Genomic DNA, 21110 nt, shown 5'->3' on the forward strand with positions numbered 1-21110 from the left:
GCCGCCGCCCAAAGTCCTCACCTGCGGGCGGGGTTCCGCATCGCGACGAACACGACGACGGCGAGGATCGCCAGCAGCGCACCGCCCGCGGTGGCCGAAACGTGCATGCCGTCGACGAAGGCGGCCTTGGCGGCGTCGGCCGTCGCGTCGCCGGCCTCGCCGAGTTCGCTTGTGCGCTTGAGGGTTTCGCCGAGAGAGTCGGAGAAGCCGTGGCCGTCGTCGTGGGAGAGGAAGACCGCCGTGGACAGCGACCCGAGCAGCGCCAGACCGAGTGCGGTGCCGAGTTCGAAGCTCGTCTCGGAGATGCCGGACGCCGCTCCCGACTGTTCGGGCGGCGCTGCGCCGACCACGACGTCGGTGACGAGAGCGAACTGCACGCCGTATCCGACGCCGGCCACCGCGCTGAGGGCCATGTACATCCAGATCGGTGACGACGTGCCCAAGGCCAGGAAACCGATGTTGGCGACGGCGGCCAACAGAACCGACCCCGCGAGCGCGAACCGTGGCCCCAGCAACCGCGAGACACGGTCGGCGAAGATCGAGAACGTGGCGACGGTGACCGCCATCGGCAGCCCGGCCAGGGCGGCAGCCAAGACGTCGTGGCCCAGCACCGACTGCAGGTAGGTGTTCGCGAGATAGGTGATGCCGCCCTGGGCCATCATGCCGACCAGCGCGACGGCCAGGGATGCGCTGAAGAGCGGATTCTTGAACAGGCTCAGGTTCACCAGCGGAGCCGCGGCCCTGGACTGGTGCCAGAGGAAGACGGCCAGCATCACGATGCTGAAGACGCCTGCGCCGATCGCCTGCGGCGAGGGGCCCGCGGTGGCGAGGGCCTTGACCGCGTACACGCCCGGGAGGATGCCGAGCAACGAGAACGCGACACCGAGGATGTCGAACGGCTCGGTGCTCGTCGCCCGGAACTCGGGCAGGATGAACGGCCCGGCGGCGAACAGGATCGCCAGCACCGGCACATTGATGAGGAAGACGATGCCCCACCAGAACTGGTGCAGGAGCAGGCCGCCGAGCACCGGCCCGATCGCCGCGCCGCCGGCGAACGCCGAGGTCCAGATGCCGATCGCGCGGGCGCGTTCGCGGCTGTCGGTGAACATGTTCGCGATGAGGGCGAGGCTGGCGGGCATCAGGGTGGCACCGCCCAGACCCATCAGCGCGCGGGCGGCGATGAGTGCGCCGGGGTCGGCGGCGAAAGCGGCGAGGATCGACGCCCCGCCGAAGACCGCGGCCCCGCACAGGAGGATGCGTCGTCGTCCGATGCGATCGCCGATGTTGCCCATCGTGATGAGCAGGCCGGCGATCATGAACCCGTAGATGTCGAGGATCCACAACTGCTGGGTGGCGGTGGGATCCAGCGAGTTCACGATGGTCGGCATCGCCAGATAGAGGACGGAGAAGTCCATCGAGACCAGTAGGACCGGCAGGGTCAGGACGGCGAGGCCGATCCAGGTCCGCCGGGGTGCGGGTGCGGCGGTGGCCGCCGGTGCGGGCATCCGAGACCTCAGCCCAGCAGATCGTCGTGGTGCCGCGCGGCGACGTCGGGGTGTGCCCGCAGCCGGGCCTTCAGCATGTTCTCGCCGAACGTTCCCGAGATCACGTTGTCGGGGTCCTGCGTGATGCCGGACGCCTCGGCGGCCAGTTCGGGCGGCAACGCGATCTGCGGCATGGTCGACGCCAACGCCGGGTTGAAGAAGAACGGCACCGACAGTCGCTCGGAGCCTGCGGGCGGCGACACCACGCGATGCATGGTCGCCTTGAGGTAGCCGTCGGTGGCGAACTCCATCAGTTCGCCGATGTTCACGACGAAGGCGTCCTCGACCGGCGGCGCATCGATCCACTCGCCGTCGTGCTCCACCTGCAGGCCGCCCTTGCCGGGTTCCACGAGCAGGAGCGTCAACACGCCCGGATCCTTGTGGGCGCCGACGCCCTGCCGGTCCTGCGTCTCCTCGCGGCCCGGGTATCGGACCACCTTCAACAGCGTCGACGGGCGTTCCGCGAACGCCTCGTCGAACGTGTCGGGTGCCGCGCCGAGGCTGACCGCCCACTCACGCATCAAGCGCAGCCCGAGGTCGCCGCAATGCCGCTGCCAGTCGAGCATCACCTCGCGAAAACGGGGGAGTGCGTCGGGCCAGAGATTGGGCCCGTCCAGCCGGAGGAACGCGGGATCCTCGCCGAGTGGCTCGTATTCAGCGGCGATGTCGATCTGTTCGCGCCAGTCGACAGCACCCTGCGTGTACTCGCCGCCGAACCGCGTGTACCCGCGGAACTGCGGGCTGGCGAGCATCTCGACACGGAACTTCTCGGTGTCCGGGAGGGCGAAGAAGTCGCGGGCGGTCGTGAAGAGCGCCTCGCGGGTCTCTCGATCGATCCCGTGTCCGACGAGATAGAAGAAGCCGAACTCGTGTGTCGCGGATCGGAGCGCGGCGCGGAAGGCCTCGCCACCGGACGGAGTCCCGTCGAGCGTCGACATGTCCACGACAGGGAGTCGGGTGCGAGTCTCCGGCATGGTCAGTCCTCTGCTCGTTGAACAACGTCGTTCTAGGAGGTCGATTCTAGAAGTCAGACGGCCGTCACAGCGTCGGCGACTCGATTATCAGGCGATCACCGAGAGGCCGTGACCGATGGTCCACCGCTGGTCGGAGGGTTCGGCGAAGTCGCCCGGTGACGCCTGCGGGGAGACCGTGACGATGATGCGGTCGTCGTTGTTGACCAGGGACGCCGTGGCCGACACCGCCGCGAGCTTGCGGGCGAGTAGGCGTTCCAGGGACGGAATGGCGATGTCGACACCGGCCACGCCCAGCGGCCCTTCCGGCCTGCCCCACTCGACCGGAGCGGTGTACGTGAGGAGGAAGCCGTCGGTGCACAGCAGGTCGACGTACGGTCCGGTGACGGTCAACCGGCCCGAGGTGAGCGGAATCCGGTACCAGTCGGTGTCCCGGTAGCGGCCCGGCGTGGAGGCGGAGAGATTGGCGATCGCGTCGACCCGATCCGCCTCGGGGCCCTGCCACCAGGCCATGTAGTTCCGGTCGGCTCCGACGATGCCTTCAGCGGCGACGAATCCCGCCCCGGCGATGTCGGGGTCGGCGGCGAGCATGGCCTCGACGTCGGGCTTCACGATGCGGTCGATCGCGGCTCCGGTGAGCGGTCCGCGCCGAGCGGTCAGGCTTCGGCCCAGCGTGACGGCCCACCGCTGCACCTGGTCGGACTGCGGTGTGAGCGATCGGGCCACCTCGGTCACCTCGGGCGGGGTCTTACGCGGCGCGGTCATGAAGCCTCTCTCCGGCGGGTCAGACGAGCTCGGCGTGACGGGTCAGCAGCCACGATGCGGAATGCGCGATGAGCGCCCGGGCCGCATCCTCGGCCTCGGCCTCGCCGTGACACGCGATGGCGTTGATCAGTCGTTCGCGATGATCGGCGGCTGCGGTGCGGAACTCCGCATCGGTGTTGGGCAGGAAGCTCAGCACCCCGAACTCCGCTTGGGCCTGCATGAGTGCGCGAGCCAGGCGCGCGATGCGCCCGGCGGCGGCGACCTCGACCAGGAACTCGGTCTCGAGTCGACGCCATTCGGCGGAGTCGGATCCCTCGGCCGAGACGAACGAGCGCATCTGCTCGACATCTCGTTCGCCCGCGCGCCGTGCGGCGGCGCGCGCGCACCCGGCGGCCAGGGCCTCGACGTGTGCGCTGAGATCGGTCAGTTCGGCGCGGGTGGTGTCGCGGAGGCGGGACTCGGCGCGTTCGGTCGACGGCGCGAGCTCGGGCGAGATGAAGCTGCCGCCGTTGCGACCGCGGGTCGTCACGACGATCTCGGCGTCGCGCAGCCGGGCGAGGGCTTCTCGAATCGTCAGCGGGGAGACGCCGAGTGCGGCAGCGAACTCCACCTCGTTGGGCAGCCGCTGGGACGGCTCCAGCAGGCCTGACTCGGCGGCCTCGGCGATGCGTTCGCTGATCTGATCGACCAGCGATCCAGAGCGGAGCGGGGTGAACACCGCCGACATGCTGCGAGTCGGTCCGGTGGGCATACTGCTTCGGTCCTCTCTTCGCCGATTGATTAGGGCAAACATACTCTCGCGGTGGAGGACTCGGTCAGGCGGTACGCTCCCGCAGTTTGAAACGAATACGCTTCAGATTGCGTACTCGAAGACGGTCAGCATGTACGCGCCGAACCAACCGGAGAAGGCTGCGGCCACCGCCAGGAATGCCAGGATCTCGCCGCGCGGGCGTCGGGCGATGCGCAGGGCGACGGGAAGAAGAAGGACGAACGCGGGCAGCAGCAGTCGAGCCCGGCTCATCATCAGGCCGTCCGACAGCAGGATCGACGCGAGCACGCCTCCGCCGTAGAGCAGGACCGGCCACGGCACGCGGTCGGCGACCGACCATGCCGCCAAGAGCAGGACCGCGACGATGATCAGCGCGGTCGCGATCGCGGAGAACTCAGAACTGCGGCCCAGCGACTCGCTGAGAAAGCGCCACGTCGCGGCGCCGCCGTCGATACGGGTGTTCCAGCCCGACGTCTGAATCTGGAACCAGCCGTCGATGCTGCCCGTCCGCGCGCCGACCAATGCCAGGTAGCCGAGGTAGCCGAGCGGGGCGATCACGACCGCCGCCCACGCGCGCGGACCGTCGCGCCGGGCCAGGAAGGCTGCGAGCATCACCGCGCCGATCACGGCGGCGCCCGTCGGACGCACCAGGCCGGCGCCGAATGCGCAGAATCCGGCGAGCAGCCATTGACGTTCCAGGATGCCGACCAGTGCCCACGCTGCGGCCGCACAGAACAGCCCCTCGGTGTAGGCCATGTTCAGGACCACCGACATCGGGGTCGCCGCGAACAGGCCCACCAGCACCAGACCGGCCGTCGACGTGCTCGCCGGACGCACCGACTCCCGCACCCGTTGCGCGCACAGTCGGCCGACATGCCCCACCGCCACCGCGGCGAGGGGGCCGGCGACGACGGCGACCAGCATGGCGCCGCCGAAGGTCGAGACGCCGGGGATCAGGGCCAGCGTCCGGACAGTCATCGGATAGCCGGGGAAGAAGGCGTAGGCGGTGAACTCCGTGTGGATGCCGTTGGCGTCGGTGAAGTTCAACGGAACGCCGCCGTAGCCGTACTGCGCGATGCCGAGCATCCACTCGCCGTCCCACATCGACAGGACGTCGACCATGGGCATCGCGTGATAGGCCGCGAAGGCGGTGAGAATCACGATTCCGACGACCCGGACAACCAGGTAGACCGCGATGCATCGGAGTGCGAACTCGTGAGCCGCGCCGAAGCGCTGAAGCGAGGACATCGTGCGGGCGGTAGTCATCGGAGGCGATCCTACGGCGAGCTCGCCAGAATGTGCCGCGACAGGCGTCCCAGGTAAGGTGAACCCGGCGAAAGTCCAGCAGACAGGTAGATGGATAAGGAAGGTTGCACGACGTGGCACTGGTCGTCCAGAAGTACGGCGGATCCTCCGTGTCGGATGCCGAACGCATCCGCCGGGTCGCCGAGCGCATCGTCGAAACCAAGCGCGCTGGCAATGATGTCGTCGTCGTGGTCTCCGCGATGGGTGACTCCACAGACGAGCTCCTCGATCTCGCACAGCAGGTCACTGAGCATCCGCCGGCGCGCGAGATGGACATGCTTCTCACCTCGGGTGAGCGCATCTCGAACGCGCTCGTTGCGATGGCTATCAACGCCCTCGGCGAAGATGCGCAGTCGTTCACCGGCTCCCAGGCCGGCGTCATCACGACCAGCACGCACGGTTCGGCGAAGATCATCGACGTGACTCCCGGTCGAGTCCGCGACGCCCTCGACAACGGCAAGATCGTCCTGGTCGCCGGTTTCCAGGGCGTTTCGCAGGACACCAAGGACGTCACCACGCTCGGCCGTGGCGGCTCCGACACCACGGCGGTCGCGCTCGCCGCGGCGCTGGAGGCGGATGTCTGCGAGATCTACACCGACGTCGACGGCATTTACACCGCCGATCCGCGGATCGTCCCGAATGCCAAACATCTCGACAACATCTCGTTCGAGGAGATGCTGGAGCTCGCCGCGTGCGGCGCCAAGATCCTCATGCTGCGCTGCGTGGAATACGCCCGCCGCTACAACGTTCCAATTCATGTGCGCTCGTCGTACTCGACAAAGCCCGGCACGTTCGTGTCCGGCTCGATGGAGGACATCCCAGTGGAAGACGCAATTCTCACCGGTGTGGCCCATGACCGCAGCGAAGCTCAGGTCACCGTGGTCGGCATCGACGACAAGCCGGGCTACGCGGCCAAGGTGTTCCGCGCCGTCGCCGACGCCGAGATCAACATCGACATGGTCCTGCAGGGCGTGTCGGCGGTCGACACCGGCAAGACCGACATCACCTTCACGCTGCCCCGCGAACTCGGCGACCTCGCCGTCGAAGAGCTCGGCAAGCTGAAGGACGAGATCGGTTTCAGCGAGGTGATCCTCGACAACGACATCGGCAAGGTCTCGCTGGTCGGTGCAGGCATGAAGAGCCACCCCGGCGTCACCGCGACGTTCGCCGAGTCGCTCAGCGACGCCGGCATCAACATCGAGTTGATCTCGACCTCGGAGATCCGAATCTCTGTTCTGATCAGCGAGAAGGACCTCGACCGCGCGGTTCAGGTCCTGCACGAGGCCTTCGGTCTCGGCAGCGAAGAGGACGCCGTGGTCTACGGCGGCACCGGACGATAGGAGAACTGACATGGGTATCCGACTCGGAGTGGTCGGCGCCACCGGCCAGGTCGGCGGCGTCATGCGTCAGCTTCTCGAGGATCGGGACTTCCCGGTCGACGAGATCCGGTTCTTCGCGTCCTCGCGTTCTGCGGGCAAGACCCTGCAGTTCCGCGGTCAGGACGTGGTGATCGAGGACGCCACCACCGCAGACCCCACGGGTCTCGACATCGCGCTGTTCTCGGCGGGCGGCACCATGTCGAAGGTCCAGGCCCCGCGGTTCGCCGCAGCGGGCGTCACCGTCATCGACAACTCGTCGGCATGGCGTAAGGACCCCGACGTGCCGCTGATCGTGGCCGAGGTGAACGGCGAACTCGCAAAGAATCCGCCCAAGGGCATCATTGCGAACCCGAACTGCACCACCATGGCCGCGATGCCGGTCCTCAAGCCGCTGCACGATGCCAAGGTGCTCAAGCGTCTCGTCATCTCCAGCTACCAGGCGGTCTCCGGCAGCGGTCTGTCCGGCGTGCAAGAGCTCGCGGGTCAGGTCCGAGCAGGCGTCGCCGACGCCGAGAAGTTGGTGTACGACGGCAGTGCGGTCGATCTCGGCGAGAAGATCAACTACGTCGCCCCCATCGCGTTCAACGTGGTGCCGCTGGCCGGCTCCCTCGTCGAGGACGGCAGCGGTGAGACCGATGAGGACCAGAAGCTGCGCAACGAGTCGCGCCGCATTCTGAACGTCCCGGAGCTGCTCGTCAGCGGCACCTGCGTGCGCGTCCCGGTCTTCACCGGTCACTCGCTCTCGATCAACGCGGAGTTCGCCGAAGCGGTGACCCCGGAGCAGGCGCGCGAGATCCTCGCGAACGCTCCCGGCGTCTCGCTCGCCGACGTCCCGACTCCGCTCGACGCGGCCGGCGGCGACGTCTCGCTGGTCGGTCGCATCCGTCAGGACGAGGGCGCCCCGGAAGGACGCGGTCTAGCGTTGTTCGTCTCGGGCGACAACCTCCGCAAGGGCGCGGCACTCAACACGATCCAGATCGCCGAGCTGTTGGTCTGAGCGCCGGATCGGAACGCTTGTTGCGCCGCTCGTGAGCCTCGCTCGCGAGCGGCGCCTCTTTTGTTACCGAATGTGGCACTTATCACTGCGATGGCACGAATTTGGGGCTACTCACGAGTAGCATTGTGTCGTAGATTACCGATGTGAGAAACATTCGGGGCTTCGTCTCATTTCGTCATCAGTCATTCGTTGGAATCGGTAAGAAGGCGGCCGCGGTCACCGTCGCCGGTGCCGTCGTCGGAAGCGGGCTCGTCATCGCGCCCGGTGCTGCGGACGCCGCAGGCAACTTCTACACGCCGCCCGCCACGGTGTCGGACCATCCCGGCACCGTGCTCAAGAAGCAGTCGACGGAACTGCTCCTGCAGATCCCGGGCATCCGCGGCCAGTGGCCGGGAACCGCGACCAAGATCATGTACTCCTCCACCAAGCAGGACGGGAAGCCGACGGCCGTCACCGGAACCGTCGTCGAGCCGACCGCACCGTGGAAGGGCAAGGGGCCGCGGCCGACCGTCGTGCTCGCGCCCGGCACCGTCGGGCAGGGCGATCAGTGCGCAGGCTCCAAGATGCTCGCGTTCCCGCTCGCGATCGATCCCACCAAGCCGAGCATGGGCGTCAACTACTCCGGTCTGGAGATGAACCTCTTCCTGCTCAACGGCGTCCGCGTCGTCATGACCGACTACATCGGGATGGGCACTCCGGGAATCCACACCTACGTCAACCGCGTCGAATCGGGCCATGCGGTCCTCGACGCCGCACGCGCGGGCCTCAAGGCCGTCGGCGCCCCCAAGGACGCACCGGTCGCCTTCTCCGGATACTCGCAGGGTGGTGGATCGGCGGCGTCGGCCGCCGAGCTGGCCTCGACCTATGCCGCTGACCTCAACGTCAAGGCCACCTACGCCGGAGCCCCGCCCGCCGACCTCTCCAAGGTGATCAACCAGATCGACGGCACCTTCATCACCGGAGCCATCGGCTACGCGATCAACGGCCTCGCGGCCCGCTATCCGGAGCTCGACCCGATCCTCAAGAAGGAGACCAACGCGCACGGCAAGCAGTTGCTGCGTCGCGTCGCCACCGAGTGCATCGGCGACACCGGCCTCTCGCACGGCTTCCAGCGGTCCAGCAGTTGGACGCGCAGTGGCAAGTCGCTCGCCGCTGTCATCAAGCAGTACCCGGAGATTCAGAAGATGATCGACGAGCAGCGCATCGGGCGGCTCAAGCCCAACGCTCCGGTCCTGATCTCCACCGGTGTCAGCGACGATGTGATCCCGCACGGCCAGGCGGTTCAGTTGTACCGCGACTGGAAGAAGCAGGGCGCCCCGGTGACGTTGGCCAACGACTACGTGCCGCCGATCTTCCCCGGGCTGGTCGTGAACCACGCGCTGCCGATGCTCACCCAGTTGCTGCCGGGAACCACCTTCATCCTGACGGAATTCAACCGCTGAGAGATTCGACCGCTGAGTGGAGCGGTCGATATGGGCAGACCGGTGCCGTGTGCGGGGGAAGTCTGCACGCAAAAGTTGATCGTGTGATCGACTGACAGGCATGACCGTTTCCAAACGCATCCTGATCGTCGTCGCAGCGACGATCCTCGGGCTCGCCACGGCGTCGTTCGCGACCGCCGCGGCGAGCCCTTCTGTTCCCGGTATGGGCCCGGCGTGGACGTCGCTGATGCACGGTGATCCGGAGTCGACCGACAGCACGGCTTTCCGCGGGCCCGGTCGCGGTGCCCACCTGGCGGCGTCGAGCGTTCCCGGCGGCGTATGCGCGGCCACCTTCGTCGGCAGCGACGGCTATCCGCTCTCCCTCTGCACCGCGTACGCGGCCGGGACGCCGCCGCAGTTCGCGACGCCCGTCGTCACGCTGTTCCACCCGCGCACCGCGCAGGTGTTGGCCCAGCTGCCGCTGACCAAGGGCAAATTGCTCGGCGGCGTCTACGGCTTCCTCGACGACAAGAACCGAGTGGTGGTGGCGGACGGATCGGGCAAGATCCTTCGCGTCGGGCACCATCGCACCGCAAGCGGCTGGACGCTGCGGATCGACAAGAGCACCGACGTCTCGCGGCAGATCGGCTCCGACGGGATCACCGGCCTCGCGCCCGATTACCAGGGGCGCACCTGGTTCGCGACCACCGGCGGCGTGGTGGGAACGGTGCTGCCCGACGGTCGGATAGGCTCCACGCGACTGCCCCGGGGCGAGGAACTGGGCAACGGACTCACCATTCGCGCGGCCGGCGCCTCGGTACTGACGACCCACGCGCTGTACGAGATGAAGGCCGACGCGAACGGCGTGCCGCGCACGGTGTGGCGTCGTTCCTACGACCGCGGGGCCGCCCGCAAGCCCGGCCAGCTGACCTGGGGTTCGGGCACCACGCCGACCTACTTCGGTCCGGGCGGCGACGGTTGGGTCGCCATCGTCGACAGCGCGGCCGTGCCCGAACTCATCGTCTACCACGCCGACAGCGGGTCCGAAGTGTGCCGGATGCGGGCGTTCAAGTCACCCGTCCAAGGGACGGAGAACTCCCCGATGGCCTGGGGCAACAGCCTCGTCATCCCCAGCACTTACGGATTCCAGTACCCGCCGATCGCGGTGACCGGTCCCAGCGTGCCCGCGACCGCACCCTTCCGCGGCGGCATGACCAGGATCGACGTCGAGGACGGCCGGTGCTCGCGGGTCTGGGAGACCACCACCGACCGGATGGCGACGCTTCCGCGACTCTCGCGTGCCGACGGCATGATCCACGGTCTCGCCTACGGGCGGTACGTGCCGGGGCCGCAGCAGCTGGGGTCGGTGAACTACGCGGCCATCGACTTCCAGACCGGACGTCGCGTGGTCACCCGCCAGGTGGCGACCGCACCACTCGACGAGCCGCTGCAGCTCACCGGAATGATCGGCCCCGACGGCAGCCTCTGGCAGGGGACCGCCACCCGCATGCTGAAGATCGCGCGGTGACGGCGAACGCTGCGATGCCGGCGGATCCGGCGAGTCTGTCATCATCGAGGGCATGACCACAGCCGGACCGTCCGATCCTGATCCCGATCGCCCTCGGATCCCCACGCAGGCCGAGCTCGACGCGGAAGACATGGCGGAGATCGCCAGGCTGTCCAAGGACAAGGACCGCCAGAATCGGTACCCGTCGCGGCGGGCCGATCCGGGGCCGCCGCCGGCGCCGCTGGTGCGCGATGCGCGGGTGCTGTGGTGGATCGCGGCGACCGCGTGTCTGGCGTGGGTGATGTACGGGCTGATCAACCTGGGCTGGCTGGAAGACCTGATGGCCGAGCGCCTGCTGCCCGGACTGTACGACGTCCCGGACGTCGATCCGGAGTCCAAGGCGTCGTCGATGGCCGATTTCTGGACCCCCGCGCTGCTCCTCGGAATCCCACTGTTCACCGCACTCGGCTACCCGCTGCTAGTGGGGATCGCGAAGTCGAACAGTCGTAACGTGCGCAGCATCTATCTCGCGTTGATCACCGTCACCGTTCTCTTCACCGTCGTCGGCGCCGACCTGCTGTTCGGGTACGACGAGGTGTCGGTGACGGTCCGGATCCTGGCCTGGGTGCAGTGCGGCGCGCTGGTGCTGTCGGGGATCGTGACCATGCGTCGCAGTATCAGCCAGTGGCTTCCGGGCGCTATGACGGTGAAGCCGTTCCGGCGGGCCGCCGACGAGTAGGCTGGGGAGCAGCGGGTTCTCCTCCTGCGAACGTTCGGAACTTCTGAACTCCGGAACTTCAGCGAGGCGGACCTGTCCGCTGCTCGAAGAATCGATAGGAGAATGCAATGACCGTGAGCCCCGTGTACCACGTCTCGTCGACTTCCACCGGAGGTGGCCGCGACAGCGAAGTGGTCTCCGAATCGGGTCGCGTCGATCTCGTCCTGGCACCCCCTGTCGAAATGGGCGGCAACGGTGACGGCAGCAACCCCGAGGAGCTGTTCTCGGCGGGCTACGCCGCCTGCTTCATGGGGGCGCTGCGCCACGTCGCGGGCACCAAGGGCGTCAAGCTGACCGACGAGACCGCGGTCAAGATCACCGTCGGCATCGGCAAGGACGACGCCGACGGGGGCTTCGGGCTCACCGCCGACATCGACGTCTACCTTCCGGGCCTCGACACCGCGCAGGCGGCCGAACTCGCCCAGGGCGCGCACGCCTTCTGCCCGTACTCCAAGGCCACCCGCGGCAATATCGCGAGCACCGTCACCTCGCGAGTGTGATTGGCGGCACGATGCCCGGTACCGTGAGTCCTCGTGAGTAACTGGGCAATCGTCGCCGCAGCCGCAGTGCTGGCGGTAACCATCGCAATCATCGCCTACGTGCGATACCGCCAGAACGAGACTGCGGTCCTCAAACGGGATGCCGAACTGGCGGTGGCGCTTCGCGACATCGCGGGCAAGGACGCTGTTCGTCTCGCCGCCGTCGACGAGTTCGAGACGGCCGTGTACCGACGGCTGTTCTACACGCGAGCCATCGCCCCGCGGGCCCGTTCGGCGGCCTGGGCGCTCCTGGGCACCGTGCTCGCCGCGGTCCCGGTGGTCGTCCTGGACGGCAACTCCAGCACCGTCAGCGTGGTGCTCTGGGCCGCATCCATCGTCCTGGCGGTCGGATTCGGTCTGGCGACCGTCGTCTACGTGGTCCTCGCGGGTTACGCCGCGCTGACCACCCCGCGGGTCTCGTTCGACGAGTCATACGAAACCGAGACCGCGGACAACGAATGACGTCGGCGCGCCGCTGGGCGGCGCTGCACCGGTCGCCGGTGAGCCGATGGGCGGCGGCCATCTCGATCGGGGTGGCCGTCGCTCTGCTCGTTGTGTCGTCGGCCCTGGTGGTGGTCGCGGACAAGCCCGCGGTGGCACTGCCGTCGCGGTCGGTCGAGACGGTGTCCGATCCCGGTGTACCCGACGCGGTGCTCGTCAGTCGGACGCTGTTCACCTCGGCGCCCGCGGCGGTCGTCGTTGCGGCGACGGCAGATCCGGATCGCCTCGCCGAAGCAGTGGACCTGGCGCGTGCCAACCGGGTCCCGGTGTTCCGGGTCGCCCCCGGTGCCGCCGCGCATGTCACCGCCGAACTACGGCGGCTCGGCGTCGACCAGGCGGTCGCCGTCGGCGACGTTTCGGACCTCGGCGTACCGGTCACGGACCAACAGAACGTTCTCGCGGGCGGTGCGACGGCCAACGGTGGCGGCGTGCTGGTCCTGTTGTCCGGGGACGCCGCCGACGCCGTAGCGACCGCCGAGGCCTCCGGTGCTCGCGCGGTCGCACTGCCCGAACCGGATCCTCGGAGTTCGGGGCGGGCCGTCGAACTCCTCACAGCTGAGCCCGACGCCGCGATCCGAGCGATCGGCGACGGTTTCGGCAGCCGGGATCAGCTCGCCGAGCGGATTCGGTTGGCGCGGACTGTTCCGGAACTGCCGGGCGGCGGCCAACTGATGTTCCCCGGCCGCCGCGTGGTGGCGCTGTACGGTGCGCCCGGCTCGCCGGAACTGGGTCCCCTGGGACGCCAGAGCATTCCGGCGTCCGTCGCCCGGGCCAAGGCGCTGGCGGCTCGCTACGACCGACTGTCGCCGGTTCCGGTGGTTCCCGGATTCGAGATCATCGTGACCGTGGCCTCCGCCGAGCCCGGCCCCGACGGCAAGTACTCGACGGTGGCCGATCCGGCGGACATCCGCCCCTGGGTCGACGCGGCAGCCGAAGCGGGCGTCTACGTGACTCTCGACCTGCAGCCCGGCCGTTCCGACTTCCTGACGCAGGCCAAGAAGTTCCGCGAACTGCTGCGGCAGCCGCACGTCGGACTGGCCCTCGACCCGGAGTGGCGACTCAAGCCCGACCAGGTACACCTCGAACAGATCGGCGCGGTGACGCCCGCCGAGATCAATCGGACCTCCGCCTGGCTGGCGGATCTCGTGGCTGAGGACAACCTGCCGCAGAAGGCCTTCGTGCTGCACCAGTTCGACGCCGACATGCTGGGCGATCGCTCCAAGATCGACACCCGCCGCCCCGAGCTGGGATTCCTGATCCACGCCGACGGGCACGGGACGCCGCGCGTCAAGATGGGGACGTGGAATCGGATCGTCGCCGGGATCCCGCCGCGAACGTGGTTGGGGTGGAAGAATTTCTTCCAGATGGACAAGCCGACGTTCTCACCGCGCAGAACGATGGGGGTCGACCCGGTTCCCTGGTTCATCTCCTACCAGTAGAGGGGCTCGGCATGGCATCGTCCGTCGATCAACTGTCCGTGGATCAGCTTTCAGGGGTACCGGCTTCGGCCGATCGTGCCGATCCCATGGCGATCCTTGCCGAGCAAGACCGGTCTCGTCTGCCCGACCTGGTTCCGGTGCGCCACTACCGCATGGCGGCGAGCGCGTTCACCTTCTACCGCGGTGCGGCGGCGGTGATGGCGTCCGACCTCGCGGCCACGCCCGACACCGGCATCATCACTCAACTGTGCGGCGATGCGCACCTGAGCAACTTCGGTCTCTTCCGCTCGCCCGAGCGCACCCTGGTCTTCGACCTCAACGATTTCGACGAGACCCATCCCGGCCCCTTCGAATGGGATGTGAAGCGCCTCGCGGCCAGCGTCGTGATCGCGTCGCAGGCCAACGGCTTCGACGAGAAGGCGGTGCGCGACGCCGCCCGGAACGCGGCCAAGACCTACCGCAAGACCATGATCGCCAGTGCGAAGAGGACGGCCCTCGCCTGCTGGTACGCGAGGGTCGACGCCGACGAGGTGGCCAGCGACCTCGGGGATCGGTTCGACACCGCGACATCGACCAACACCCAGAAGATCCTGGCGAAGGCACGTCACCGCGACAGCGCGCAGGCGTTGGAGAAGCTCTGCTACTTCGACCTCGCAGGCGCCCACATCAAGAGCGATCCGCCGCTGCTGATGCCGGTGGCCGAGATCGTGCAGAACGTGCCGAAGAGTCAGCTGGACCAGGAGTTCATCGCCGGCTTCGAGCGTTACCGCAAAACCCTGCCGGACCATGTCGCCGCCCTGTTCGCCCAGTACTCCTACATCGAGGCGGCACGGAAGGTGGTCGGTGTCGGCAGTGTCGGCACCCGCTGCTGGATCGCGCTGTTCGGCGGCAGTCACGTCGACGACCCGCTGTTCCTCCAGATCAAGGAGGCGTCGAAGTCGGTGCTGGCCCCGTACGTGCCGGGCCACGAGTACCCGAACGAGGGTAAGCGTGTCGTGTACGGACAGCAGCTGCTCCAGGCCTCCAGCGACATCATGCTCGGCTGGGTCCAGGAGACCGCGTTCGTCGGCGGATTGGAGACCGACTTCTATGTCCGACAGCTGCGCGACGGCAAGGGCTCGGTGGTCGTCGAGGCGCTGGCGCCGCCCGGCATGGCGTACTACGCGCGACTCTGCGGCGAGGTGCTGGCGCAGGCACACGCGCGGACTGCGGCCCGCGGCGAGATCGCAAAGTACCTCGACGGCGCGGGCAAGGCCTTCGATGCCGCGATCGCCGATTTCGCCGTGGCCTACAGCGAGATCAACGTCGGTGACCATGCTCGCCTGGAAGCGGCGATCCAGGACGGCTCGATGTCGTCGGACGCTGTCGAAAAGAGCTCTTGACCAGTCGATTTAATACTTTCGCCACCCACGTTGTAGGCTATTGCAGGCTAGACCAGCGGGGTATGGCGCAGCTTGGTAGCGCGCTTCGTTCGGGACGAAGAGGTCGTGGGTTCGAATCCCGCTACCCCGACGCTTTGGTTGAGAAGCAGTAGAGGCCCCCGGATCGCAGAAATGCAGTCCGGGGGCTTCCTCGTGTTCAGCGCAAGACCTCGCGCACCACTTCCGGTCTGTGCACTTGGTCGCGACTGAGTGCGCAGGCCGGAAGTGGTGCGGGACGGCCGGAAGTGGTGCGGTCTATTCCGCCGCGGCCAGATCCGGCAGCCCCGCGTACACCGCGACCGGGACGCCGTCGAGCACGTGGACGCGCACGGTGGTCCGGAAGATCTCGGTCAGGAGGTCGGAGTCCATGATCTCCGCGGGTGTTCCGCTGGCGACGATGTCGCCGCCCTGCAGCACGACGATCCGATCGGCGTAGGCGGCGGCGAAGTTGAGGTCGTGCACCACGACGATGATCGTCTTGTCGAGGGCGTCGGCGGCCCGGCGCAGCTGGCTCATCATGCGGACTTGGTGGCGCATGTCGAGGTTGTTGAGCGGCTCGTCGAGCAGGATGACGTCGGTGTCCTGGGCCAGGGTCATGGCGACGTAGGCGCGCTGCCGCTGGCCGCCGGAGAGCTCGTCCAGGAAGCGGTCCGCGAACTCCTCGAGCCCGAGGAAACCGATGGCCTCGTCGATCTTGGTCTCGTCCTGGGCGGTGAGCCGACCGCGGCTGTGCGGGAAGCGCCCGAAGGCCACCAGATCGCGCACCGACAGCCGGGCGTTGACGCCGTTCTCCTGGCGCAGGATCGCCAGCCGCTGTGCGAGCTCGGCCGGTTTGAACGACGCGATCGGCCGACCGTCGAGACTCGCGGTGCCGGAGGTCGCGTCGATGAGGCGGCCGATGATGGTGAGCAGCGTCGACTTGCCCGCACCGTTGGGGCCGACGAGCGCGGTGACGCCGCCGCGGGGGAAGGCTCCGGACACCGGGCCGAGAACGGTGCTGTCGCCGTAGGACTTGGTGAGGTCGGCGAACTCGATCACAGGTTGCCCTTTCGTAGAAGCAGGATCGCCAGGAAGACGGCGCCGCCACAGAATTCGATGATCACGGTGAGCGTGCCCGCCGCATAGAAGACGTTGTGGATGATGAACTGTCCGGCGGCCAGGGTGAAGACGCCGATCAGCACCGACATCGGCAGCGTCGCGCGATGCCGCCAGTCGCCCGCGAGCTGGTAGGCCAGCGTCGCGACGATGAAGCCGAAGAAGGTCAGCGGGCCGACCAGCGCGGTCGACACCGAGATCAGCACGGCGATCAGGATCAGCGCGAGAGTCAGCTCGCGCTTGTGGTCCACGCCGAGGCCGGTGGCGCTCTCGCGGCCGAGGAGCAGGACGTCGAGCACATGGCGGCGTCGCCAGACGACGACCCCGACGATCGCGCAGATCACCGCTGCGATCGGCAGCAGATCGGTGTTGACCGAGCCTAGCCGACCGAAGAGCTTGATCTGCAGGGCGTCGAAGTCCGACGGGGTGATGAGGCGCTGCAGGAACTCCGAGATGGAACGGAACGCCATGCCGATCACCACGCCGGCCAGCAGCAGCAGGAACAGGCTGGTGAAGCGGCCGGAGAACATCCACCGGTAGAGGAGCGCGGCGAACAGCACCATGCCCGCGGTCTGCAGGAGGAACTGGCCGACCGAATCGCTGTTGTCGACGAAGCGGGCGCCGACCACGGCGACGCCGACAGTCTGGATCAGCACGTAGAGGGCGTCGAGCCCGATGATCGACGGCGTCAGGATGCGGTTGTGCGTCACGGTGTGGAACAGCACCGTCGCCACGCCCTGGCAGAAGGCTGCCAGCACGATGGCGGCGACCGTCTTGAGTCGGCGCTCGAACGACGGGCCGAAGCGGAGGTCCCAGCGGAGGACGTCGTCGGCCCCGGTGCGCAGGAGCAGGTACAGGGCGACGGCTGCGGCCGCGACACCGGCGGCGATCAGCAGCCGCATCCGCCATGAGACCCGCGTGCTGCGTCCGGCGTCGAGTGACGGGGCGGAGGTCTCAGAGACTGCCACGGAACCTCCCGGAGAAGATGATGGCGAGGAAGGCGCCCGCGCCGATCACGCCCATGATCACCGACGTGGGGATCTCCATCGGGCGGACGATGATGCGGCCGATCAGATCGCAGCCGATGATGAGGACGGTGGCGACGACGCCGATCCACGGAAGGTTCTTCCGCATGTCGTCGCCGCGGAGCATGCTCACGATATTCGGCACCACGAGGCCGAGGAACGGGATGAATCCGACGACGACGCTGGTGACGCCGGTGGCCAGGGCCACCATCGTCACTCCGATGGCCAGGGTGCGGCCGTAGTTGAGGCCGAGGCTGGTCGCGACGTCGCGCCCGAGGCCCGCGATGGTGAAGTAGTTGGCGAGCAGGTAGGCGCCGATGGCCACGAACAGCACGGCCCACAGCGGCTCGTAGAAACCGCGGACGATGTGCGCGAACCCGCCGGAGCGCCAGGCGACGACGGCCTGAAGCATGTTCTGCTCGACGGCGATGTAGGTGGTGGCGGCGCCGACCACGGCGCCGAGCATCAAGCCGACCAGGGGGACGATGGCCGTCTTGCGTGCCCGGATGCGGTTGATGATCCCCAGGAAGACGACGGTGCCGATGAACGCTGCCGCTGTCGCGATCACCATCCGGACCAGTGGCGAGGCGCCGGGGACGAAGATGAAGCACAGGAGGACGCCGAGGCCGGCCCACTCCGCGGTGCCCGCGGTGGTCGGCTCCACGAATCGGTTCTGGGTGAGCCGCTGCATGATGACGCCGGAGAAGCTCATGGCGAGACCGGCGAAGATCAGGGCCAGGGTGCGCGGCACGCGGGAGATGAAGAACATCCGCCACATGTCGCTGTCGCCGGACAACAGACCGGACAGGGTGATCCGATACTCGCCGACCATGAGCGACGCGAAGACGAGGACCACGCACAGCGCAGCGGCGGCGGGGAGGACGAACCGACCCGGGCCGGGAACCGTGGAGTTCCCCGCCCGGGTCTTGGTGACAACGGTGCTACTCACGGCGGGCTATTTCGCGCCCATCGCGTCGGCGATCGTCTGGTAGTTGTCGCCGTAGCACTGGATCCCTTCGCGCAGGTAGAACTGCGGATCCAAGTGGACGATCTGGTTCTTGTCGGCGAAGGTGGTGCCCTTGAAGGCCTCCTGTGCGGCGAAGACCTGCGCGGCCGGGGTGGCCTGCTGGCCGTTCTCCGGCTTCACGGCGGCGTCGCGATCCATCGCGAGGACCCACTCGGGGTTCGCCTGGGCGATGGCCTCGGGGGTGAGGCCCGAGTTCTGGTGGAGGTCGCCGCCCTCGCCGCCGAAGACGTCCTTGACGTTCAGCGGTGCGACGAGCGGGCTCAGTCGCTTGGCGCCGTTGTCGATCTTGCCGCCGCTGACCACGGCGAGGAACACCGACTTGCCCTCGGCGACGCCCTTGGCGGCGTTCAGCTTGGTCTGGAAGTCGTCGACGATCTGCTTCGCCTGCTCCTGCTTGCCGAAGATCTCGCCGAGGGTCTCGGTCTGGCGGATCATCGCGGCGACGCGACCATCGGCGGCGTCGTCGCTGGCGGCGATGTCGATGTACGGTGCGCCGACTGCGTCGCCGACCTTCTTGAGGTCGTCGTTGTACTTGCTGAAACGGTAGCCGCCGATGATCAGATCGGGTTCGACGTCTTCGATGACGTCGAACTTGGGCTCGTTGTGCGTGCCGACGTCCTTCACCGCGTCGTTGTCGGTCCACTCCTTGAGTTGATCGGTGGCGAACAACTGCTTGGGCACGGCGACGGGGGTGATGCCGAAGGCCTTGACGGTCTCGGCTGCGGTGTTGTCGAGGACCACGACGCGCTTCGGGGCGGTGGTCACCTCGACGTCACCGGAGTTGGTGGTGACGGTGATGGACTCACCGGATGCCGACGTCTCTTCGGATGCGGTGGAGCACGCGGTCAGGGCGAAGCCGGCGGCGACGACGGCGGCCGCGACGGCGCTGCCTCGGCGGAGTCTGGAGAACATTAAGTAAGCCTCTCATTACGCAGGTTAGGCAAAGGTAACAAACCTGTGTATCTCAGAGGTATTTGGGTTTCGCTCAGCGGGTGGGCTCGGCGGGAAGTGTGCGGATCACCCGCGCCGGATTACCCGCCGCGAAGACGTGATCGGGCAGGTCGCGGGTCACCACGCTGCCCGCCCCGACAACGGTGTTGCGGCCGACCGTGACGCCGGGACAGACGATGACGCCACCGCCGAACCAGACGTTGTCGCCGATGACGATGGGCGCTGCGGACTCCCAGCGGGCGCGACGGGCCCGGTGATCGTCCATCGGGTGGAGGGCGGTCAGCAGTTGGACGCGGGGCCCGATGGAGCAGTCGTCGCCAATAGAGATCGGTGCGCAGTCGAGCAGGATCGCATCGTAGTTGAGGAAGCTGTTGGTGCCGATGGTGATGTGGGTGCCGTAGTCGCATTGGAATCGCGGCATGATCCAACTGTCGCCGCCGATATCGCCTAGAAGCTCTCGGAGGATCGCGGCGCGGTGGTGGTCGTCGTCCGCTGCGGTCGCGTTGAACCGGTCCAGGAGTCGCTGACACGCCTTCCGCATCCCGACGAGTTCGGGATCGCTGTCGGCGTAGGGCTCGCCGGCCAGCATCAACTCGCGATTGGTCGGCATTCGTTGCCGGGGGTCAGCTCAGCTGGTTGGCGAGCTGCGGGAGCGACTGCTGCTCGCTGGCGTCGTCGCCGCCGTTCGAGACGGCGGTGAGGGTCAGCAGCGAGGCCTCGGGGCGGCAACAGAATCGGGCGGGCGCATACGGCGACGTGCCGAGGCCCGCACTGACGTGCAGCTTCATCGTGGATCCCCAATTGGAGACGCCCTTGACCCGGGATCGGTCGATGTGACAGTTGGTCACCAGCGCGCCATATCCTGGGAGGCACAGTTGGCCGCCGTGCGTGTGGCCCGCCAGGACGAGGTCGTAGCCGTCCTCGGCGAAGGCGTCGAGGACGCGGGGCTCCGGCGAGTGCGTCAGACCCAGGCGCAGCTGCGCGAGCGGATTGGGACGACCGGCGATCGCCTCGTAGCGGTCGCGCTCGATGTGCGGATCGTCCACACCCGCGGCAACGATGCGCACCGAGCCCGCCTCGAACTCGCGGACGGTGTGCGTGGCGTCGAGCCAACCGCGCTCGGTGAACGCGGCGCGCAGGTCTTGCCAGGGGAGGGGCTCGCCGTGCGTGCGACGGTGGTCCTTCTTGAAGTACTTGAACGGATTCTTCGGCTTGGGGCCGAAGTAGTCGTTGGAGCCGAACACGAACAGGCCCGGGCGAGCGAGCAGACCGCCGAGCGACTGCACGACGGCGGGCACTGCGTTCGGGTGGGCGAGGTTGTCGCCGGTGTTGATGACGAGGTCGGGCTCCAAGCTGTCGAGCTCGGCGATCCACGCCTGCTTCAACTGCTGGTTCGGCATCATGTGGATGTCGCTGATGTGCAGGACACGTAGCGGCGACGCGCCCGGCTCGAGTACCGGCAGCGTCGCGTGACGAAGGGTGAACGCATTCCGTTCGATCACGGTCGAGTACACGAGTCCCGCCGCGGCGGCGCCGGCCGCACCGGCCGCCACGCGAGCGAGGGCTGACGAATCACGGGCGGAGGGGAAACCGGGAACCGAAGGCATGACCACAGGATACGCGCCGTCAAGGACACCCGGACCGATCCCGACCCCGGATGCCGGACCGATCGCGAC

The 21110-nt window shown here is 67.8% G+C and carries 20 protein-coding genes and 1 tRNA gene; 10 read left to right on the plus strand and 11 right to left on the minus strand.

Translation table 11 applies throughout. From position 1 onward, the window contains the following. Positions 1-17: 17 nt before the first annotated feature. The 5 genes from GX543_RS08395 to GX543_RS08415 all read right to left on the minus strand — a co-directional run bounded on the left by GX543_RS08395 (position 18) and on the right by GX543_RS08415 (position 5315). Positions 18-1505 (minus strand): MFS transporter, encoded by a 1488-nt coding sequence (locus GX543_RS08395; RefSeq protein WP_290851222.1) that lies wholly within the window; start codon positions 1503-1505, stop codon positions 18-20. Between the two features lie 8 nt (positions 1506-1513). After that, positions 1514-2518, minus strand: coding sequence for a 2-oxoglutarate and iron-dependent oxygenase domain-containing protein (locus GX543_RS08400; protein ID WP_290851224.1), 1005 nt, complete (start codon positions 2516-2518; stop codon positions 1514-1516). An 87-nt stretch (positions 2519-2605) separates the two neighbouring features. Then, on the minus strand, positions 2606-3280 hold the full coding sequence (locus GX543_RS08405) for a cache domain-containing protein (protein ID WP_290851226.1): 675 nt from the start codon (positions 3278-3280) through the stop codon (positions 2606-2608). A 19-nt stretch (positions 3281-3299) separates the two neighbouring features. After that, positions 3300-4031 carry a GntR family transcriptional regulator gene (locus tag GX543_RS08410; RefSeq protein ID WP_290851228.1) on the minus strand — a complete coding sequence of 244 codons (732 nt, stop codon included), beginning with the start codon at positions 4029-4031 and terminating at the stop codon, positions 3300-3302. Between the two features lie 102 nt (positions 4032-4133). Then, entirely contained in the window at positions 4134-5315 is a 1182-nt protein-coding gene (locus GX543_RS08415) for a hypothetical protein (protein ID WP_290851230.1), read from the minus strand. Positions 5316-5428: 113 nt separating this feature from the next. Between GX543_RS08415 and GX543_RS08420 the strand changes: the two genes are divergently transcribed. The 10 genes from GX543_RS08420 to GX543_RS08465 all read left to right on the plus strand — a co-directional run bounded on the left by GX543_RS08420 (position 5429) and on the right by GX543_RS08465 (position 15427). Then, on the plus strand, positions 5429-6694 hold the full coding sequence (locus tag GX543_RS08420; protein WP_290851231.1) for an aspartate kinase: 1266 nt from the start codon (positions 5429-5431) through the stop codon (positions 6692-6694). 10 nt (positions 6695-6704) lie between these two features. Then, positions 6705-7730, plus strand: a complete 1026-nt coding sequence (locus tag GX543_RS08425) for an aspartate-semialdehyde dehydrogenase (RefSeq protein ID WP_290851233.1) — start codon at positions 6705-6707, stop codon at positions 7728-7730. Positions 7731-7873: 143 nt separating this feature from the next. After that, the gene (locus GX543_RS08430; protein WP_290851235.1) at positions 7874-9172 is read left to right on the plus strand and encodes a lipase family protein; all 1299 of its coding nucleotides are present in this window, start codon (positions 7874-7876) and stop codon (positions 9170-9172) included. A gap of 100 nt (positions 9173-9272) precedes the next feature. Continuing rightward, entirely contained in the window at positions 9273-10679 is a 1407-nt protein-coding gene (locus GX543_RS08435) for a hypothetical protein (RefSeq protein ID WP_290851237.1), read from the plus strand. A 52-nt stretch (positions 10680-10731) separates the two neighbouring features. Continuing rightward, on the plus strand, positions 10732-11397 hold the full coding sequence (locus tag GX543_RS08440; RefSeq protein WP_290851239.1) for a hypothetical protein: 666 nt from the start codon (positions 10732-10734) through the stop codon (positions 11395-11397). A 107-nt stretch (positions 11398-11504) separates the two neighbouring features. Then, positions 11505-11936: an organic hydroperoxide resistance protein gene (locus tag GX543_RS08445; protein WP_290851241.1), complete on the plus strand. Its 432-nt coding sequence runs from the start codon at positions 11505-11507 to the stop codon at positions 11934-11936. Positions 11937-11969: 33 nt separating this feature from the next. Next, positions 11970-12437 (plus strand): hypothetical protein, encoded by a 468-nt coding sequence (locus GX543_RS08450; protein ID WP_290851243.1) that lies wholly within the window; start codon positions 11970-11972, stop codon positions 12435-12437. Beyond that, positions 12434-13915 (plus strand): hypothetical protein, encoded by a 1482-nt coding sequence (locus GX543_RS08455; protein ID WP_290851244.1) that lies wholly within the window; start codon positions 12434-12436, stop codon positions 13913-13915. Before GX543_RS08450 ends, GX543_RS08455 begins: the two co-directional genes overlap by 4 nt. Before the next feature lie 11 nt (positions 13916-13926). Further along, positions 13927-15297, plus strand: coding sequence for a DUF2252 domain-containing protein (locus GX543_RS08460; RefSeq protein WP_290851246.1), 1371 nt, complete (start codon positions 13927-13929; stop codon positions 15295-15297). Between the two features lie 56 nt (positions 15298-15353). Continuing rightward, positions 15354-15427, plus strand: a tRNA-Pro gene (locus GX543_RS08465). A 164-nt stretch (positions 15428-15591) separates the two neighbouring features. Here the strand turns inward: GX543_RS08465 and GX543_RS08470 are convergent. From GX543_RS08470 to GX543_RS08495, 6 genes are all read right to left on the minus strand, one after another. Continuing rightward, positions 15592-16374 carry an ATP-binding cassette domain-containing protein gene (locus GX543_RS08470; protein WP_290851248.1) on the minus strand — a complete coding sequence of 261 codons (783 nt, stop codon included), beginning with the start codon at positions 16372-16374 and terminating at the stop codon, positions 15592-15594. Further along, entirely contained in the window at positions 16371-17399 is a 1029-nt protein-coding gene (locus GX543_RS08475) for an iron chelate uptake ABC transporter family permease subunit (RefSeq protein WP_290851250.1), read from the minus strand. Before GX543_RS08475 ends, GX543_RS08470 begins: the two co-directional genes overlap by 4 nt. Then, positions 17386-18405: an iron chelate uptake ABC transporter family permease subunit gene (locus GX543_RS08480; RefSeq protein WP_290851252.1), complete on the minus strand. Its 1020-nt coding sequence runs from the start codon at positions 18403-18405 to the stop codon at positions 17386-17388. The genes GX543_RS08475 and GX543_RS08480 overlap by 14 nt, the downstream gene beginning before the upstream one ends. A gap of 6 nt (positions 18406-18411) precedes the next feature. Next, entirely contained in the window at positions 18412-19395 is a 984-nt protein-coding gene (locus tag GX543_RS08485) for an ABC transporter substrate-binding protein (RefSeq protein WP_290851254.1), read from the minus strand. A 73-nt stretch (positions 19396-19468) separates the two neighbouring features. Beyond that, entirely contained in the window at positions 19469-20044 is a 576-nt protein-coding gene (locus tag GX543_RS08490) for a sugar O-acetyltransferase (RefSeq protein WP_290851256.1), read from the minus strand. A 13-nt stretch (positions 20045-20057) separates the two neighbouring features. Beyond that, on the minus strand, positions 20058-21041 hold the full coding sequence (locus GX543_RS08495; protein ID WP_290851258.1) for a metallophosphoesterase: 984 nt from the start codon (positions 21039-21041) through the stop codon (positions 20058-20060). Positions 21042-21110: the final 69 nt, after the last annotated feature.

Origin of the sequence: Gordonia sp. (in: high G+C Gram-positive bacteria) (assembly GCF_012515855.1) — a bacterium.
Taxonomy (GTDB): Bacteria; Actinomycetota; Actinomycetes; order Mycobacteriales; family Mycobacteriaceae; genus Gordonia.

What these genes read in the sequence shown, in the direction of transcription:
- GX543_RS08415 (WP_290851230.1), bottom strand. Translation starts at nt 5,315, where the DNA reads ATGACTACCGCCCGCACGATGTCCTCGCTTCAGCGCTTCGGCGCGGCT.
- GX543_RS08445 (WP_290851241.1), top strand. Translation starts at nt 11,505, where the DNA reads ATGACCGTGAGCCCCGTGTACCACGTCTCGTCGACTTCCACCGGAGGT.
- GX543_RS08485 (WP_290851254.1), bottom strand. Translation starts at nt 19,395, where the DNA reads ATGTTCTCCAGACTCCGCCGAGGCAGCGCCGTCGCGGCCGCCGTCGTC.
- GX543_RS08400 (WP_290851224.1), bottom strand. Translation starts at nt 2,518, where the DNA reads ATGCCGGAGACTCGCACCCGACTCCCTGTCGTGGACATGTCGACGCTC.
- GX543_RS08495 (WP_290851258.1), bottom strand. Translation starts at nt 21,041, where the DNA reads ATGCCTTCGGTTCCCGGTTTCCCCTCCGCCCGTGATTCGTCAGCCCTC.
- GX543_RS08455 (WP_290851244.1), top strand. Translation starts at nt 12,434, where the DNA reads ATGACGTCGGCGCGCCGCTGGGCGGCGCTGCACCGGTCGCCGGTGAGC.
- GX543_RS08490 (WP_290851256.1), bottom strand. Translation starts at nt 20,044, where the DNA reads ATGCCGACCAATCGCGAGTTGATGCTGGCCGGCGAGCCCTACGCCGAC.
- GX543_RS08460 (WP_290851246.1), top strand. Translation starts at nt 13,927, where the DNA reads ATGGCATCGTCCGTCGATCAACTGTCCGTGGATCAGCTTTCAGGGGTA.
- GX543_RS08435 (WP_290851237.1), top strand. Translation starts at nt 9,273, where the DNA reads ATGACCGTTTCCAAACGCATCCTGATCGTCGTCGCAGCGACGATCCTC.
- GX543_RS08410 (WP_290851228.1), bottom strand. Translation starts at nt 4,031, where the DNA reads ATGCCCACCGGACCGACTCGCAGCATGTCGGCGGTGTTCACCCCGCTC.
- GX543_RS08425 (WP_290851233.1), top strand. Translation starts at nt 6,705, where the DNA reads ATGGGTATCCGACTCGGAGTGGTCGGCGCCACCGGCCAGGTCGGCGGC.
- GX543_RS08440 (WP_290851239.1), top strand. Translation starts at nt 10,732, where the DNA reads ATGACCACAGCCGGACCGTCCGATCCTGATCCCGATCGCCCTCGGATC.
- GX543_RS08395 (WP_290851222.1), bottom strand. Translation starts at nt 1,505, where the DNA reads ATGCCCGCACCGGCGGCCACCGCCGCACCCGCACCCCGGCGGACCTGG.
- GX543_RS08405 (WP_290851226.1), bottom strand. Translation starts at nt 3,280, where the DNA reads ATGACCGCGCCGCGTAAGACCCCGCCCGAGGTGACCGAGGTGGCCCGA.